Source organism: Thiomonas sp., assembly GCF_034007205.1.
GTDB lineage: Bacteria > Pseudomonadota > Gammaproteobacteria > Burkholderiales > Burkholderiaceae_C > Thiomonas.
The window spans coordinates 119895-136037 of record NZ_JAVERI010000002.1 but is presented as its reverse complement, the minus strand read 5'-3'; the positions used below and the strand labels follow the sequence as shown (position 1 = coordinate 136037).

Here is a 16143-nt window from a genome sequence, read left to right as displayed (position 1 = left end):
GGTGGGGAGAGGCGTGATGAATCAAACGCCTCTCTCCCCCTCCCAACCTCCCCCAGCAAGTGGGGGAGGAGAAGACGGCGCTGCGCTGTGCAAGCGATGCCCCTCCCAACCTCCCCCACAAGTGGGGGAGGTGTGATCGGCTCCCTCTCCCTTTGGGAGAGGGTTGGGGTGAGGGTACGCGCGCCAAGGCAATCCCCCTCGCCGCCAGCCGCCCCAAGGACGCCCCCCCACAGCGTGGGGGAGGTGAGAAACGCGCTTCGCGTTTCCTTCGGGCGCTTCAGGCTTGCGTGGCCATGCTTCAGCCAGATTGCAGCACATTGGCCCCAGGCTGCTTGAGCAGTTGCGCCCATTCCTCCAGTTCGCGCGGTTCGCCGAACAGGTAGCCCTGCATGCTTTGCAGACCCATGGCGTGCAGGGCCTGGGCGCATTCGCGCGTTTCCACGCCCTCGGCGACGACGTTGATCGACAGCCGCCGCGAGAACTCGACCAGGGCGCGCACGATTTCGGCGTTGCGCACGTCCTTGGCGACATCCGCGGTGAAGCTGGCGGGGATCTTGATGTCGCTGGGATCGAGAATCTTGAGGTATTCGAAAGAGGCGTAGCCCTCGCCGAAATCGTCCATCGCCACACGCACGCCCGCCTGGCGCAGCGACTGCACATTGCGCGCCACGCTGGGAAAGGCGGGAATGGCGCGGCGCTCGGTCACTTCGACCATCAGGCGCTCGGGCGCCCAGGCGTAGCGCTGCAGGGTGGTCTCGATGTGCTCGATCAGCGCCGGGTCGCCGATCTGATCGGCCTCGATATTGACCGAGATATAGCCGTTCCAGCCCGTCCAGTTGGACAGCACCCGCGCCTCGGAGATGGCCTCTTCCATCACCCAGAAAAACAGCTCGCTGGTCTGCGCCGGAGTGAGTTGCGGCAGGAACATCAGCGGGGAATGCCGCCTGGGGGCGTCTTGCGCGCGCCAGCGAAACAGCACCTCCAGCCCGATGACCTGGCCCGCCGGAAAACGCACCTGTGGTTGATAGACCAGCGCCGGCGCCCCCGCCCCGGCATGGGCCGCAATCTCGGAAAAAACGTCGCGTTCCACGATATAGGCGCCGCTGCAATCGTTGTTGATGGAATCAAGCCTGAATATTTCCGGCAGGTTAGCATGGGTTTTGAATCGTTTGAATCTGAATTGACGAATCCTGTGAGCACCTGCGACAGAGCGCCTGGCCCGGAAAACTGCGCAAGACACATGACCTCATCCCTCACGTCTCGATCACGCACCGCTCAGGTGCGCACCCAAGCCGACAAGACGCCCTCCGGCCCAAGCTACCGCGTCTCGGTGGACGATGCGCACGCGCACCAGTTTCTGGTCGAACTCGATTTGCCCGAGCCGGAACCAGCGGGGCAGGAATTCTGGCTCCCGGTGTGGATACCCGGCAGCTATCTGGTGCGCGAGTTCGCTCGCCATGTGCTGCAGGTGCAGGCCGAATGCAAGGGCCAACCCGTCGCGCTGCGCAAGATCGCCAAGAACCGCTGGCGCGCCGCCCCCAGCAAAGGGCCGCTGCGGCTGCGCTACCGGGTCTATGCCTTCGATCTGTCGGTGCGCACCGCCTACCTCGATGCCCAGCGCGGCTTTTTCAACGCCAGCAGCCTGCTGCTCGCCGCAAGCGGGCGCGAGGCCTTGCCGCATGCCGTCACCCTGGTTCGCCCCGACTTCGCGCCGCACTGGACGCTGGCGACCACCCTGCCCGCCGTGCAATGCGACGCCAGCGGCTTTGGCCTGCGTCGCGCGGCGAACTACGACGAGCTGATCGACCACCCGGTGGAAATGGGCGATTTGCTGCGGCTGGAGTTCAACGCGGGCGGGGTGCAGCATGTCATGGTCATCGCCCAGGCGGGCAGACCGCACGACGAAGTGGACACGAAGCGGCTGGCGCGCGACCTCAAGCGCATCTGCAGCGCGCAGATCGCGCTGTTCGAGCCGCGACGCAAGCACGCGCCTTTTGCGCAATACCTGTTCATGGTGGCGCCGACCGCCGAGGGCTACGGCGGGCTGGAACATGCCGACTGCACTGCGCTGATGTGCACCCGCCGCAGCCTGCCGCACCCGCGCCTGCAGCAAACCGACAGTGACTACCGCGACTTTCTCGGCCTGTGCAGCCACGAGTACTTTCACGCCTGGAACGTCAAGCGCATCAAGCCCAGCGCCTTCACGCCCTACGACCTGCAAGGCGAAAACCCCACCACCCTGCTGTGGCTGTTCGAGGGCTTCACCGCGTATTACGACGATCTGCTGGTGCTGCGCGCCGGTCTGATCACCCCGCAGCAATACCTCGACGGCCTGGCCCGCACCCTCGGCGCGGTGCTGCGCACGCCGGGACGCTTGGTGCAGAGCGTGGCCGAGGCCAGCTTCGATGCCTGGACCAAGTATTACCGCCCGGATGAAAACACCGCCAATGCCACGGTGAGCTATTACCAGCTCGGCGCGCTGGTGGCGCTGGCGATCGACCTGCGACTGCGGCGCGAAAGCGCCGCCACGCTGGACGACGTGATGCGCCTGCTGTGGACACGCTACGGCCGCGATGACGCGCCGCTGCGGGCGCAAGGCGTGGCCGAAGACGCGCTGCCCGCGCTGCTCAAGGAGATGAGCGGCCTGGACTGGCGCGACTTTTTCCGCCGCCATGTTCACGGCACCGAGCTGCCGCCGCTGCAAACCCCGCTCGCCGATTTCGGCGTGCAATGGACGACGCCGCCCGACGCCGCGCTCGACGCGCTGGGGCTGGCCGTGCAGGAGCAGCCCGGCGGCTGGCTGGCCGTGCAGCGCGTGCGCAACGGCGGCTGGGCCGAGCGCGCGGGCCTGGCCGCGGGCGATGTGCTGCTGACGCTGCAGGGCGAGCGCGCGCGCAAGACCGTGATCGAGCGCCGCCACGCGCTGGCGCGCGCGGGCGAGGTCTGGCGCCTCGCCTGGCTGCGGCAAGACCTGGAGCAGCGCAGCGAAACGCCTTGGTTCGCGCTGCCCGCCAGCCGCGTGCAATTGCGGTTGGCCGACAAACCCAAACCCGCGCAGCGCCAGCGCCTGAGCGCCTGGCTGGGTTGTACGCTCTGACGCACAATGGCTTTGCCCCACACTTTCAGGAGATGCCCATGGAGACCACTGACGACGCCGCCGTCCTCACCGCAACCCGAGGCCCTGTCGGTCTCATCACCCTCAACCGCCCCAAGCAGCTCAACGCCCTGAACGACGCGCTGATGGACGCGCTGGGCGCGGCGCTTCAGGCTTTCGATGCCGACCCGGCCATCGGCTGCATCATCGTCACCGGCAGCGACAAGGCCTTTGCCGCCGGGGCCGACATCGCCGCGATGGCGCAAAAGACCTTTCCCGCGAGCTATACCGAAGACTTCATCAGCCGCAACTGGGAAACGGTGATGCAGGTGCGCAAGCCGGTGATCGCCCTGGTGCGCGGCTACGCTCTCGGCGGAGGCTGCGAGCTGGCGATGATGTGCGACCTCATCGTCGCCGCCGACAACGCCCAGTTCGGCCAGCCCGAAATCAAGATCGGCATCATGCCCGGCGCAGGCGGCACGCAGCGCCTCACGCGCGCCGTGGGCAAGGCCAAGGCCATGGATCTGGTGCTCACCGGCAGGATGATGGACGCGCAGGAGGCCGAGCGCAGCGGCCTGATCGCGCGCATCGTGCCGTTGGCCGGCGCGCTCGACGAGACGGTGGCGATGGCCGAAACCATTGCCGGTTTTTCGCGGCCTGCGGTGCTCATGGCCAAGGAGAGCGTCAACCGCGCTTTCGAGACGCCGCTGGCCGAAGGGCTGCGGTTCGAACGCCGCCTGTTTCAATCGCTGTTCGCCACCGCCGACCAGAAGGAAGGCATGGCCGCTTTTCTGGAGAAGCGCAAACCGCTTTTCACCCACCGCTGATGCGCTATACTGCGCCGCTTGTTTCGAAATGGCGCTTTAGCTCAGTCGGTTAGAGCGACGGAATCATAATCCGCAGGTCCGGGGTTCGAGTCCCTGAAGCGCCACCAGTTTTTCATCTCGCAAATCCATTCGTAACCTTGCGCCGAATTTCGTGGGCGCTGACCTTAGGAGCCTGTCGGACTTGAGGATCGTCGGCTGCAAAACGGCTCCACCGGTCCATTTTTCACCGCCTTCTTGGGCAATAGTTCGACTATTGCCCGGCGAAATCGGCAAAAACTGTCCTCGCCGGGGCCGTTTTTCGCTATCGACGCCCCAAGTCCGACTGGCTCCTGGCCCATGCACACTTTGCCTGGGCTTTTTTGCTTTGCGCGCCAAGCAAACCGTTTTGTTTGTCCAAGGAGTCGGCCATGAAACATCAACGATTGCAACGCCGAAGGGCGCTGGGCACGGTGCTTGTGACGCTTTGGGCCGCGCTGTGTCTGGGCGGCTCGGCGCAGGCGCAGATGAAGAACTATCCGATGGGCAGCCTGCAGGGTCAAGCAACGTTTGGCGCGTTTCCGAAAGTCAGCATCAACTGCACCGATTACACCCTCGGCCCAGGCGTGCGGGTGATCGGCCCGCAAAACCGCATCATCCCCCGCAACCAGCTCGACGGCCTGAAGGCGCCGGTCGTGTTTCAGACCGATGCGATGGGCAATGTGTTTCGCGTGTGGCTGGTGACCGAAGCCGCCGCCGGGCCGCCCCAAGGCGGCGACAGCCCGCTCCAACTGCCCAAGGCGCCAGGACAGTGCGGGCTGTTCTTCAGCAATTGACCGAGGCTTGCAACGTGACGAAAAAGGTCTTTATCAAGACATTCGGCTGCCAGATGAACGAGTACGACTCGGCCAAGATGGCCGACGTGCTGGGCGCCGCCGAGGGCTATGAAACGGCCGCTACCCCGCAGGAAGCCGATCTCATTTTGCTCAACACCTGTTCCATCCGCGAAAAGGCGCAGGAAAAGGTGTTCAGCGATCTGGGGCGGCTGCGCGAGCTCAAGGCGGACAAGCCGGGTCTGCTCATCGGCGTGGGTGGCTGCGTGGCCAGCCAGGAGGGCGAAGCCATTCTCCAGCGCGCGCCGTATGTCGATCTGGTGTTCGGCCCGCAGACCCTGCACCGCCTGCCGCAGCTCATTGCGCAGCGCCGGTCGCAGGGGCGCGCGCAGGTGGACATCAGCTTTCCGGAAATCGAGAAGTTCGACAACCTGCCGCCCGCGCGGGTGGAGGGGCCGAGCGCCTTCGTCTCCATCATGGAAGGCTGCAGCAAGTATTGCAGCTATTGCGTGGTGCCCTATACCCGCGGCGAGGAAGTCTCGCGCCCGCTGGTCGACGTGCTCACCGAGGTGGCCGAGCTGGCTTCGCTGGGCGTGCGCGAAGTCACCCTGCTGGGGCAGAACGTCAACGCCTGGCTGGGCGCGGGCGAAGGCGAGGATTTCGCCTTTTTGCTCGAATGCGTGGCCGAGATCGACGGCATCGAGCGCATTCGCTACACCACCAGCCATCCCAAGGAATTCACCCAGCGGCTGATCGACGCCTACGGCCGCATTCCCAAGCTGGTCAACCATGTGCATCTGCCGGTGCAGCATGGCAGCGACCGCATTCTGGCGGCGATGAAGCGCGGCTATACCGTGCTGGAGTTCAAGAGCACCGTGCGGCGGCTGCGCGCGGTGCGCCCCGACATCTGCATCGGCTCGGACTTCATCGTCGGCTTTCCGGGCGAGACCGAGGCCGACTTCGCGCTGCTGATGAAGCTCATCGACGAGGTGCGGTTCGACGCCAGCTTCAGCTTCATTTTCAGCCCGCGACCCGGCACCCCGGCAGCCAATCTGCCCGACTACACCCCGCCCGAGGTCAAGCTGCAACGGCTGCAGACGCTGCAGGCGCGCATCGAGGCCAACGCGCAGGCGGTGAATCTGGCGATGGTCGGTACGGTGCAAGCCGTGCTGATCGAAGGGCCGGGCAGGAAAGACCCGACCGAGCTGCAAGGCCGCACCGAGAACAACCGCATCGTGCACCTCCAGGGCGACACCAAGGGCGGCGCACGGCTGATCGGCCGGATCGTGCCGGTGCGCATCACCGCCGCCTACGCGCACTCGCTGCGCGGCGAGGTTTGCAGGGTCGAAACCGATCAGGCCGCGATGGTTTGACCCGCCCGGCCTGACGGCATCGGCGCACCTACTTGATGAGCAGCCGCAGGCTGTCCCAGGCGCGGCCAAACAGACCGGCTTCGGGCACGGCCTTCATCACTTCCAGCGGATAGACCGCCAGCGGCTTGCCGCTCAGGCTGACATCGAGCTGGCCGATGCGCTGCCCGGCCTGCAGCGGCGCCACCAGCGGGTCGGGGCGAACCACCTTGGTCTGCAGATCCTTGCCCATGCCGCGCGGCACCGAAATGACCACGGGCGCGGTCGAACCCAGTTCCGCCTTGTCCACGGCGCCTTTCCATACCGGCGCGGTCAGCACCGGCTTGCCCGGTTGAGCGAGCACGATGTCGTCGAAGTTCTGATAGGCCCAGTTGAGCAGCACCTGGCTCTCCTCGCCGCGGGCACGTTCGCTGGGCGTGCCCATGACGACGGTGAGGATGCGGCGCGGGCCATTGGGAAAGTCCCGCAGCGCCGAAGTGATCATGCAGTAACCGGCCTCGGACGTATAGCCCGTCTTCATGCCATCCACCGACGGATCGGTGAACAGCAGGCTCACGCGGTTGGGCTGGGTGATGTGGTTGTAGGTGAACTCCTTGACCTTGAAATAGCGCGCGTAATCCTGCGGAAAGTCGCGGATGATGTGCGTGGCGATGATCGACAGGTCGTAGGCCGTGGTGTAGTGGCCAGGGTCGGGCAGGCCGGTGGGATCCATGAAGTGCGTGCCCTTGAGCCCCCATTGCTGCGCCTGGCGGTTCATCATGGCGACGAAGGCGCTCACCGAGCCGGCCACGGTCTGCGCCAGGGTCATGGCGGCGTCGTTGCCCGATTGCACGATCAGGCCCAGCAGCAGATCGTTGACCGACACCGGCACGCGCGGATCGATGAACATGCGCGAGCCGCCGGTCTGCCAGGCTTCTTTCGACTCGGTCACCATCTGATCGAGCTTGATCGTGCCCTCTTTGAGCGCCTTGAAGGTGAGGTAGGCGGTCATCAGCTTGGTGAGCGAGGCGGGCGCCTCCTGGGCGTGGGCATCGTGCTCGGCCAGGATCTGCCCGCTGGTCAGGTCGAGCACCAGCCAGGAGCGGGCATCGAGCTTGGGCGGCGGCACGGTGGCGAGCAGGGCCTGCATCGGCGTGAGCGCAGCGGCGGCAGGGCTTGCAGCCGATGCCGTTGCGGCGGGGGATGAGGCGGGAGCCGGGGCGGCCTGCGCCCAAGGCGACAGCGCGAGCAGACAGGCCGCACCGCAGGCGGCGACAAAAGATTGAACGGACATAGGCGAATCCTGGGACTCAAAACAAAACGGAAAAACCGACACCCTAACAGCCTGCGAGCCAAACAGGGGCGACGAAGTTTTGCCGCGCGGGCTGGCGGCGCGGCTCAGGGTCAGAGCGTCGTGCGGCGCGAAGGTTCGATGTTTTCTGGATTCAACTCACCGCGCCGTGCCAGTGGCAGACCCAGTCGCGCAGCGGCAGCAGCAGGCCGTGGAAAAAATGCCCCGCGCCCGGAAACACGACCACGGGCAACTGCTGCGGCCGCGCCCAGTCGAGCACGGCGGGCAGCGGCACCACGTCGTCCTGTTCGCCGTGCAGCACGAGCAGGCGCTGCGCGAGCGGGGCCGCGTTCGCCGGTTTGATGGGCGGCACGTCGAAGCGGGTGACGGCGGTTCCGACCAGAGTGAGGTGCTGCAGCGCCACGCCCCGTTGCTGCAGGGCTTGCGCGCCACAGGCGGCGACGGCGGCGCCGAAGGAAAATCCGGCCAGCGCCAGGGGCAAGTCGTGGACTTCCAAACCAGCTTGCGGCGCGATTTGAAGGGTGAAGTGGTCGAGCACCGCCAGCAGATCGTCAGTCTCACCCACGCCGTGGTCGAACGATCCGGCGGTGCCGCCCACACCGCGAAAATTGGGCCGCACCGCGACGAAACCGAGCTGCAGCCAGGCTCGGGCCAGGGTCTGCGCCACCTTGTTGTCGAGCGTGCCGCCGAACAGGGGATGGGGGTGAGCCACCAGCGCCAGGCCGCGCGGCGGGCCTGCGGGCGCATCGATCGCCACTTCGATCGGCCCCACCGGGCCATCGACCAGCAGCCTGCGGGTTTGCGCGTTCATTTGCAGCGAGACGGATCAGGAAGCCGTTTCGGGGGATTCAGGTGCATCGGGCAGTCGCAGGCGCTCGACCACTTCGCCGCGCAGCAGATGGCTTTGCACGATCTCGTCGATGTCGCTCTGATCGACATAGGTGTACCAGACGCCCTCGGGATAGACCACGCAGACCGGCCCCTCCTCGCAGCGATCGAGACAGCCCGCGCGGTTGACGCGCACCTGGCCCGCGCCCGCCAGCCCCAGTGCCTTGACCGCCGATTTGCAGTGCTCGAACGCGGCCTCCGCCCCGCTGGCGGCGCAGCACGGGCGCGTGGCGCCGGCATCGCGCTGGTTCAGACAGAAAAAAATATGGTGTCGGTAATAGCTCATGGAATCAATTGTCGTGGCGCGCACGCCGCAGCGCACGCGCGGCCAGATAGAGAAGTGCGGCGAACGGCCATAGCCAGCTCAACCACTGCGGCAAACCATACAGCCGGATGAATAGGCCCTGGCTCCAAGCCTGCAGGTTCAGAGCGTAGTACGGCCCCGGCCCGGCGGCGTTGATCCACAGCAGCGCCAGCCCCAGGCAGATCACGCCGCCCGCCGCCGCCCAGCGCGGCGGCAGATACGACAGCGGCAGGCCGATCATCAGCCCCAGCGCCACGCTGCGCAGGGTGGGCACCGTCGCCCAGGCCAACGCATGCCCGGGACCGAAACTCAACGCGGCCGACAGACTGACGGCCAGCAGGCCGGTGAAGGTCAGCGCCAGCGCCAGCCGCAGCCGCGGGGCGCCCGGACGCAGCAGCGCCGCCAGCAGCAGAATCGAACCAGCGAGCATGGCCGCGGTGATGCCGGTCTGGCGCAGCCCGCTCATCGGGGCGAAATCCGGCAGCCGCAGACCGCTGTTGACGAACCACGCCGACAGAATGCGCCAGGTATCGGTATCGAACGCGGGCTGCAGCAGGGTCGGCCCGATCTGCCCGGTGCCGAACAGCACGGCGGCAGGCCAGAGCAGCGCCAGCGGCCACAGTGCCAGCAGCAGCAGGCCATAGCCCACGTGTGGAGCGAACCAGCGCTCCCGCCACAGTCGCAGCAGCGCCGCGAGCCGCAGGCGCGGCAATAACCACACGCAGATCGCCGCGCCCAGAGCACCGCCGAGCGAATTGGTCAGCCAGTCGAGGTTGGACGACACGCGCATGGGCAGCAGGGCCTGCAACGCCTCCATGCCGAAGGACAGGCCGCTGGCCAGCACGCTGGCGGCAAGCCACGACGCCCAGCGCGGCCAGCGCGCCGGCAGATTGCGCGCGACGAGATAGCCCAGCGGCAGATAGCCACCGACGTTGATGAGCAGATCGCTCGCGGTGATGTAGCGCGGCAGCGGCGCAAGCGCGAAATCAAAGGGCGTCAGCCCCTGCCAGCGCCATCCTGAAAACGGATAGAGGCTGGCATAGACGATCAGCAGCGCATAACCTGCCAGCGCATAGCGCGCAAAGCGGGAAACCGGGCGCGCGCCATGCGCTGGGCTATGCGAGGACATGAGGCGTCAGCGCCCGACCCAGGCGCGCCCGGCAGATTCCTGAACCGTCAAAACGGCTTGATGACCACCAGCGGAATGATGATGAACAGGATGATGGTGGGGATTTCGTTGAACCAGCGATACCACTTGTGGCTGCGGGTGTTGGTTCCCTGCTCGAACTGCCGCAGGATGCGCTTGCACCAGAACATATAGATCACCAGCAGCACGACCAGCGTGACCTTGGTGTGCATCCAGCCATTGCCCGGGCTGTGCAGGCCGATGCCGTAATACAGCCACAACACCAGGCCGAGAATGATGGCCGGCCACATCAGGATGTGGGTGAAGCGGTAGAGTTTGCGGCCCATCATCAGCAGGCGCTCGCGCTCGGCTGTGCTGTCCGCGGGCACCATGGCCAGGTTGACGAAAATGCGCGGCAGGTAGAACAGCCCGGCGTACCACGCGATCACGAAAATGATGTGCCAGGTCAGCACCCACTGAAATGCCATTTCGAACTCCCTTTTTCAGACTGATGTGCAGTGTAAAAGAGCCGCCCGGGAACCTTGTTGCAGAAGGGCAAACCAACAAGCCAAACCAAAACGGCGGGCAAAAAAATCCCCGGCAGTGCTGGCCGGGGATTCAAGCCTTGAAACAAGGCCCCGCTCAGGGAGGAGAAGCGGGAGAAAGCACACCAGGCGGCGCACCCTCTGCCTGGAAAAGATAGCATTCATCGCATCAAGTTCCACTCCATGACAAACCAAAGATGAAAAACTTTGTGAACCTGCCGGGCTTTCCCGCCATCCGCATGCGGCGTCTGCGCCGCGACGACTTCAGCCGCCGCCTGGTGCGCGAACACACTCTGAGCGCCGACGATCTGATCTATCCGGTGTTCATCCTCGACGGCCAAAACCAGCGCCAGAGCGTGGCGTCGATGCCTGGGGTGGAGCGCCTGAGCGTGGATTTGCTGCTGCCGGTGGCGGAAGAATGCGTGAAACTGGGCATTCCGGTGCTGGCGCTGTTTCCGGTGATCGACCCCAAGCTCAAGACCCCCGATGGCGTCGAAGCCACCAACCCCGACGGCCTCGTGCCCCGCGCGGTGCAGGCGCTCAAGCGGGAATTTCCCCAGCTCGGCGTGCTCACCGATGTGGCGCTCGACCCCTACACCTCGCACGGACAGGACGGTCTGCTCGACGACACCGGCTACATCCTCAACGAGCCCACGGTGGCCATGCTGGTCAAGCAGGCGCTCACCCACGCCGCCGCTGGTGTGGACATCGTCGCGCCCAGCGACATGATGGACGGCCGCATCGGCGCCATTCGTCAGGCGCTGGAGGCCGACAGCCATATTCACACCCGCATCATGGCCTACAGCGCGAAGTACGCCAGCGCGTTCTACGGCCCGTTCCGTGACGCCGTGGGCTCGGCAGCCAACCTGGGCAAGGCCGACAAGAAGGCGTATCAGATGGACCCGGGCAACTCCGACGAAGCGCTGCGCGAAGTGGCGCTGGACATCGCCGAGGGTGCCGACATGGTGATGGTCAAGCCCGGCATGCCTTATCTGGACATCGTGCGCCGGGTGAAAGACGAATTCCGCATGCCGACCTTCGCCTATCAGGTCAGCGGCGAATACGCCATGCTCAAGGCGGCGGCGCAGAACGGCTGGCTAGACCACGACGCGGTGATGATGGAAAGCCTGCTGGCGTTCAAGCGCGCCGGGGCCGACGGCATCCTCACCTATTTCGCCGTCGAGGCGGCGCGCAAGTTGCGGCAAGACTGAACGACCGGAGCCTCCCCATGAAAGTCCGCGTCTGGGATTTGCCTCTGCGCCTGTTCCACTGGGCGCTGGCGGCCTGCGTCACTGTTTCCATCGTCACCGGACTGAGCGGCGGCAACGCCATGCAGTACCACTTCTGGAGCGGTTACACGCTGATTGCGCTGCTGGTGTTCCGGCTGGTCTGGGGCGTGATCGGCAGTCAGCACGCGCGTTTCCGGAACTTCGTGCGCGGCCCGCGCGCGGTTCTGCGCTACGTGCGCGGCGACGACCCGCGACCCGAACACCTGCGCGTGGGCCACAACCCGCTGGGCAGCCTGTCGGTGATCGCACTGCTCGCCGTGGTGACGCTGCAGGTGGTCAGCGGCCTGTTTGCCAACGACGAGATTTTCAACCAAGGCCCGCTGGCCATCTATGTGAGCAACCGTACCAGCGCCATTTTCACCTTCTATCACACCACCATCGGCCAGCCGCTGATCTACGCCCTCGTCGGCCTGCACATCGCCGCCATCGCCTATTACGCGGTGGTCAAGCGCCAGAATCTGGTGCGCCCCATGCTGACCGGCGACATCGACACCGTGGCCGGCGTGACGCCCGCGCGCGATACCTGGGGCTTGCGCGGGCTGGCCTTGCTCATCGTCGCCGCAGGCGGAGCGCTGGCGTGGTGGATTTCCACTCTGGGCAGCGTGGGCGGCTATTGATCCAACAGCGGCCAGCGCCCGATGACGTCATAGCGTCCCGTGCCCAGCACCGAGTGCACCAGCGCAAAGCCGCGCACCGTCCAGCGCAGCGGGGCGAAGGTGTTGGGCGGCTGCGAGTTCTGCGCCCGTCGCGCCAGGGTCACATGCGGAGCGAAGGCGCGCGCATCGAACGGCAGACCGAGCTGGCCAACCTGCTGCGCCAGCACCGCGCGCAACGAGAGCAAGGCGGCAGGAGGCTGCGACGGCGCGAGATGGGCGATGCCGCCGTGGCGCCAGATCGCTGCCCGGTCGAGCGTCAGCGCAAAATCGGTCCCGTGGCGCGCCACCCGTTCGCCCGCTTCCAGCAAGGTCGTCACGCGGTCTGCGGGCACGCCTTCCATGAACAGCACGGTGAGATGCAGTTTGGCCGCAGGCGTGGGTCGCGCGGGCAGCGCCCATTGCCATTGCGCCTGATGCGCGGCGATGTGCTGGCGCTGCGCCCGATCCGGCCACAGCGCGAAAAACAACCGCAGCGCAAGCGTGTCGTGCGGCTGAGACAAGGGCAAAGGAGAGGCAGACATGATCGATGCGGCTTTGCAGTCTGTGTTCGTCGCAACCATGCTATCCAAGGCCACGCCATGATCTCCTTCTCTTTCCCGTTCCAATCTGACCTGACCCGCAGGCGCCTGAGCCTCGCGCTCGGCCTGACCGCAGGCGGGCCGCTCTGGCTCGGCAGTCTGGCGGCGCAGGCGGCCACGCTGCCGCCTCTGCCGCGCTACACCCAGCCGGTGCGGGCGCATTCGCCGCTGGTCGGGCGCATCCTGCAAGGTGGTCAACAGTTCATCACCCCGCAGCAACTGCTCAGCAATTGTGCGCAAGTGGCGCTGTGCCTGCTGGGCGAGCAGCACGACCATCCCGATCATCATGCGGTGCAGGCCTGGATCATCACCGCGCTGGCGCAGCGCGGCAAGTTGGCTGCAGTCGCTCTGGAAATGGCCGACGCCGGACGGCGTTACGACGGCCCGCGCGCTGCGCCCGAGGCCGTGGTGCGCGAGCGGCTGCACTGGAACGAAGCCGGCTGGCCGTGGGCGATGTACGCCGCGCCGGTGATGGCCGCGGTGCGCGCGGGCGTGCCGGTGGCGGGCGTCAACCTGCCGCGGGCCGACATGCGCGCGGCCATGCGGCAGTCGCTCTGGGACGCGAGCGTGTCGCCCGCAGTGCGCCAGCGCATTCTCGATGACGTGGCCGAAAGCCACTGCGGCCTGCTGCCCGCTTCGCAACTCCCGGCCATGGTGCGCGTCCAGCTCGCGCGCGACGACAGCATGGCCGCGCACGGTCTGGCACTGATGCGCCCCGGCAAGACCGTGGTGCTGCTCACTGGCAGCTTTCATGCCGACCGCAACCTGGGCGTGGCGCTGCATCTGGCGGCGCATGTGGAGCAAACTCCACCCGGCGTGCCGCGCCCCCTCAAGGTATTCAGCCTGCTGCTGCAGGGTCTGGCGCCCGACACGCAAGCCGAACTCGCTGCGGGGTATGACGCCGTGTGGTTCACCCCCGGCACACCGCCGATCGACCATTGCGCGCAACTGCGCCTGAGGATGAAAGGACCAGCAAGGCCATGACCCATCCTTTCTGCTGTGGCGGCGGCGACCCGACCTCGCCCGTTCAACTGACCTCGGTGCCGACCCGCCCGGCCTGCGGCGCCGAACTGCGTCCCTTGCCGGGCGATTGCTGCGTGTTCTGCTCGTATGGCAGCGTGCCCTGCCCGCCGGTGCAGCGCCTGCGCGGGATCAAGCCCGGCGCTGCACCGCCTGCATGATGCCTTGCAACAGGGCTGTCGGGCTGGGCGGGCAGCCCGGCACGGTCACGTCCACCGGCAGCACCTCGGCCACCCGGCCACACACGGCGTAGCCGCTGCTGTGCACGCCGCAGCCGCTGGCGCAATCTCCGGCGGCGACCACCAGCCTGGGCTCGGGCATGGCGTCATAGGTGCGCCGCAGCGCCAGTTCCATATGGCGCGATACCGGGCCGGTGACCAGCAGCAGATCGGCATGGCGCGGACTGGCGACGAACTGGATGCCCAGTCCCTCGATGTTGTAATAGGGATTGGAAAGGGCGTTGATCTCCAGTTCGCAGCCGTTGCACGAGCCGGCATCGACCACGCGGATGGACAGCGCGCGCCCGATCAGGCGCAGCAGATCGGCCTGGATGCGCTGCACCGCGGCCTCGGCGAAAGCCTCGGATGGAACGGCGGCCGGGGTTTCGCTGATGCGGCCCACGCGGGCGATCTGTCGCAGGGTCTTCCACATGGCGGTTCAGAGGGTGTGAATGAATCCGGCGTGGTCAAGCGGCGTGTCCAAAGGGTTCCAATCAAGGCGCAAAGCACAGCCGTGCCCGTAGGCACGGCGCGCATTTGCAACGCCGAATGGGGGTGTTTGGGCGCGAAGAGCGGGCATGGCGGATTTGTTCACACCCTCTCAAAGATCGTGTCCGGAATAGGACAGATTGAAGGATTTGTTGATCAGCGGAAAGTCGGGCACGATGTCGCCGATGACCGCCCATTCGATGGCCGGCCAGTTCTGCCACGACGGATCGTGCGGATGGCAGCGGGCGATGCGGCCTTGGGCGTCGGTCTCCAGCGCAATGCACTGCGGCCCGCGCCAGCCCTCCACCAGCCCCAGCGCCAAGCCCGCAGACACGGACTGCGGCCAGTCGGCCCGCACACCGCCTTCCGGCAGGCTGGACAGAACATCGCCGCACAGCCGCAGCGCGGTGAACACCTCGGCAAAGCGCACCGCCACGCGCGCCCCCACGTCGCCCTCCTGCGCCTGTGCGGGTTCGACGCCCAACGCGGCGTAGGGTGCGAACTGCGGCAGGGTGCGCAAGTCGAGCGCCTGCCCGCTGGCGCGCCCGGCCAGGCCGATCATGCCCAGGCGCGCAGCGAGGTCCGGCTCGACCCGGCCCGTGGTCCTGAAGCGGTCTTGCAGGCCCTCGTGCTGATCCAGAATGTCCTTGAGCCGCAGCACTTCGACGCCGAGCAAGACCCCCTGGTTGTGCAGCATGGCCACGGCGTCGGCGTCCAGATCGAGCCCGACGCCGCCAGGTTGCACCGCGTCCATGGGATAACGTGCGCCGAACACGCGCAGGTTGAGCCGCAGCATGTCTTCCTTGAGACGGCCGAACTGCGCCAGGGCAAAGCCGAAGCCGCCATCGTTGGCGATGGCGCCGATGTCGCCCAGATGATTGGCCAGGCGCTCGCGTTCGAGCAGCAGGGCGCGCAGCGCCAGCGCCCGCGGCGGCGGCTGCACCCCCGCCAGCGTCTCGCAGGCCATGCAATAAGCCCAGGCATTGGCCACGGCGCTGTCGCCGCTCAAGCGCGCGGCCAGGCGCACGCCGTCCTGCAGGGTCATGCCCTCGAAACGTTTTTCCACCCCCTTGTGGGTAAAGCCAAGGCGTTCCTCCAGCCGCAGGATCTTTTCGCCGACGATGGAAAAACGGAACTGCCCCGGCTCGATCACCCCGGCATGCACCGGGCCGACCGGCACTTCGTGCACGCCGTCGCCGTCGACCGGGACGAAGGCATAGTGTTCCGCCTGCGCCTGCCCGCAAGGGGGCTGCGGCAGCTGCGCACCGCGCCGCAGCGGATGGACTTGGGCGGGCCAGGCGGTGTGGCGCAGCCAGGGGCGCGCGTCCATGCCCAGCGCCTGCACGCCCAGCAGATCGCGCAGCGCGCGCTGCAGGCGTTCGGCCACCGGGAACCCGGTGTGCAGGCCGGGATAGTGCATCACGTCCGGGGCGAGGTCGAGCTGCACCAGGGTCAGGCCGTGCGCTTGCAGCCAGCAGGCGTACAGCGAGGTGGCGCCGGGCTGCGTGGCGCTGGCGTCCTTGCCCCACAGGGTCAACAAACGCGCGCCGCGCTCCAGCGCAGCCTGAGCCTGGGCAGACCAGCCCAGCGCGTCGACCCGGTGGTGTTCGAGGGGGAGAATGGCGCAGCGGGCTTGCAC

17 protein-coding genes and 1 tRNA gene are annotated in these 16143 nt (G+C 66.7%); 9 read left to right on the top strand and 9 right to left on the bottom strand.

The window, feature by feature from the left end:
• Positions 1–298 precede the first annotated feature (298 nt).
• A complete protein-coding gene (locus tag RBR52_RS02285) occupies positions 299–1090 on the bottom strand; it encodes an EAL domain-containing protein (RefSeq protein WP_320375550.1) in 792 nt (263 codons plus the stop codon).
• Positions 1091–1240: 150 nt separating this feature from the next.
• Here RBR52_RS02285 and RBR52_RS02280 point away from each other — a divergent pair, with 150 nt between their 5' ends.
• The 5 genes from RBR52_RS02280 (at position 1241) to miaB (ending at position 6103) form a co-directional block, all read left to right on the top strand.
• Entirely contained in the window at positions 1241–3097 is a 1857-nt protein-coding gene (locus tag RBR52_RS02280) for a M61 family peptidase (protein ID WP_320375549.1), read from the top strand.
• A 38-nt stretch (positions 3098–3135) separates the two neighbouring features.
• Positions 3136–3921: an enoyl-CoA hydratase gene (locus tag RBR52_RS02275; RefSeq protein ID WP_320375548.1), complete on the top strand. Its 786-nt coding sequence runs from the start codon at positions 3136–3138 to the stop codon at positions 3919–3921.
• 30 nt (positions 3922–3951) lie between these two features.
• Positions 3952–4028 (top strand) — tRNA-Met (locus RBR52_RS02270).
• 300 nt (positions 4029–4328) lie between these two features.
• Entirely contained in the window at positions 4329–4733 is a 405-nt protein-coding gene (locus RBR52_RS02265) for a hypothetical protein (protein WP_320375547.1), read from the top strand.
• A gap of 14 nt (positions 4734–4747) precedes the next feature.
• Positions 4748–6103: a tRNA (N6-isopentenyl adenosine(37)-C2)-methylthiotransferase MiaB gene (miaB, locus tag RBR52_RS02260; protein WP_320375546.1), complete on the top strand. Its 1356-nt coding sequence runs from the start codon at positions 4748–4750 to the stop codon at positions 6101–6103.
• Positions 6104–6131: 28 nt separating this feature from the next.
• On the opposite strand, the gene RBR52_RS02255 is transcribed toward miaB, so the two are convergent.
• The 5 genes from RBR52_RS02255 to RBR52_RS02235 all read right to left on the bottom strand — a co-directional run bounded on the left by RBR52_RS02255 (position 6132) and on the right by RBR52_RS02235 (position 10197).
• Entirely contained in the window at positions 6132–7373 is a 1242-nt protein-coding gene (locus RBR52_RS02255) for a D-alanyl-D-alanine carboxypeptidase family protein (protein WP_320375545.1), read from the bottom strand.
• A 151-nt stretch (positions 7374–7524) separates the two neighbouring features.
• Positions 7525–8202 (bottom strand): alpha/beta hydrolase, encoded by a 678-nt coding sequence (locus RBR52_RS02250; protein WP_320375544.1) that lies wholly within the window; start codon positions 8200–8202, stop codon positions 7525–7527.
• A 15-nt stretch (positions 8203–8217) separates the two neighbouring features.
• Positions 8218–8565, bottom strand: a complete 348-nt coding sequence (locus RBR52_RS02245; protein ID WP_320375543.1) for a (2Fe-2S) ferredoxin domain-containing protein — start codon at positions 8563–8565, stop codon at positions 8218–8220.
• A 4-nt stretch (positions 8566–8569) separates the two neighbouring features.
• Complete coding sequence (locus RBR52_RS02240; protein WP_320375542.1) at positions 8570–9712, bottom strand: VanZ family protein; 1143 nt, start codon at positions 9710–9712, stop codon at positions 8570–8572.
• Positions 9713–9759: 47 nt separating this feature from the next.
• Positions 9760–10197 (bottom strand): CopD family protein, encoded by a 438-nt coding sequence (locus RBR52_RS02235; RefSeq protein ID WP_320375541.1) that lies wholly within the window; start codon positions 10195–10197, stop codon positions 9760–9762.
• Positions 10198–10451: 254 nt separating this feature from the next.
• Between RBR52_RS02235 and hemB the strand changes: the two genes are divergently transcribed.
• Positions 10452–11465, top strand: coding sequence for a porphobilinogen synthase (gene hemB / locus RBR52_RS02230; protein ID WP_320375540.1), 1014 nt, complete (start codon positions 10452–10454; stop codon positions 11463–11465).
• A 17-nt stretch (positions 11466–11482) separates the two neighbouring features.
• A complete protein-coding gene (locus RBR52_RS02225) occupies positions 11483–12160 on the top strand; it encodes a cytochrome b/b6 domain-containing protein (RefSeq protein ID WP_320375539.1) in 678 nt (225 codons plus the stop codon).
• On the opposite strand, the gene thpR is transcribed toward RBR52_RS02225, so the two are convergent.
• On the bottom strand, positions 12154–12720 hold the full coding sequence (gene thpR, locus RBR52_RS02220) for an RNA 2',3'-cyclic phosphodiesterase (RefSeq protein ID WP_320375538.1): 567 nt from the start codon (positions 12718–12720) through the stop codon (positions 12154–12156). The genes RBR52_RS02225 and thpR overlap by 7 nt on opposite strands.
• A 57-nt stretch (positions 12721–12777) precedes the next feature.
• On the opposite strand from thpR, the gene RBR52_RS02215 reads away from it, so the two are divergent.
• Complete coding sequence (locus tag RBR52_RS02215; protein ID WP_320375537.1) at positions 12778–13761, top strand: ChaN family lipoprotein; 984 nt, start codon at positions 12778–12780, stop codon at positions 13759–13761.
• The gene (locus RBR52_RS02210; RefSeq protein ID WP_320375536.1) at positions 13758–13958 is read left to right on the top strand and encodes a GDCCVxC domain-containing (seleno)protein; all 201 of its coding nucleotides are present in this window, start codon (positions 13758–13760) and stop codon (positions 13956–13958) included. The genes RBR52_RS02215 and RBR52_RS02210 overlap by 4 nt, the downstream gene beginning before the upstream one ends.
• Here RBR52_RS02210 and RBR52_RS02205 read toward each other — a convergent pair.
• The gene (locus tag RBR52_RS02205; protein ID WP_320375535.1) at positions 13930–14448 is read right to left on the bottom strand and encodes an NADH-quinone oxidoreductase subunit NuoB; all 519 of its coding nucleotides are present in this window, start codon (positions 14446–14448) and stop codon (positions 13930–13932) included. The genes RBR52_RS02210 and RBR52_RS02205 overlap by 29 nt on opposite strands.
• A 168-nt stretch (positions 14449–14616) precedes the next feature.
• A complete protein-coding gene (locus tag RBR52_RS02200) occupies positions 14617–16143 on the bottom strand; it encodes a Ni,Fe-hydrogenase III large subunit (RefSeq protein ID WP_320375534.1) in 1527 nt (508 codons plus the stop codon).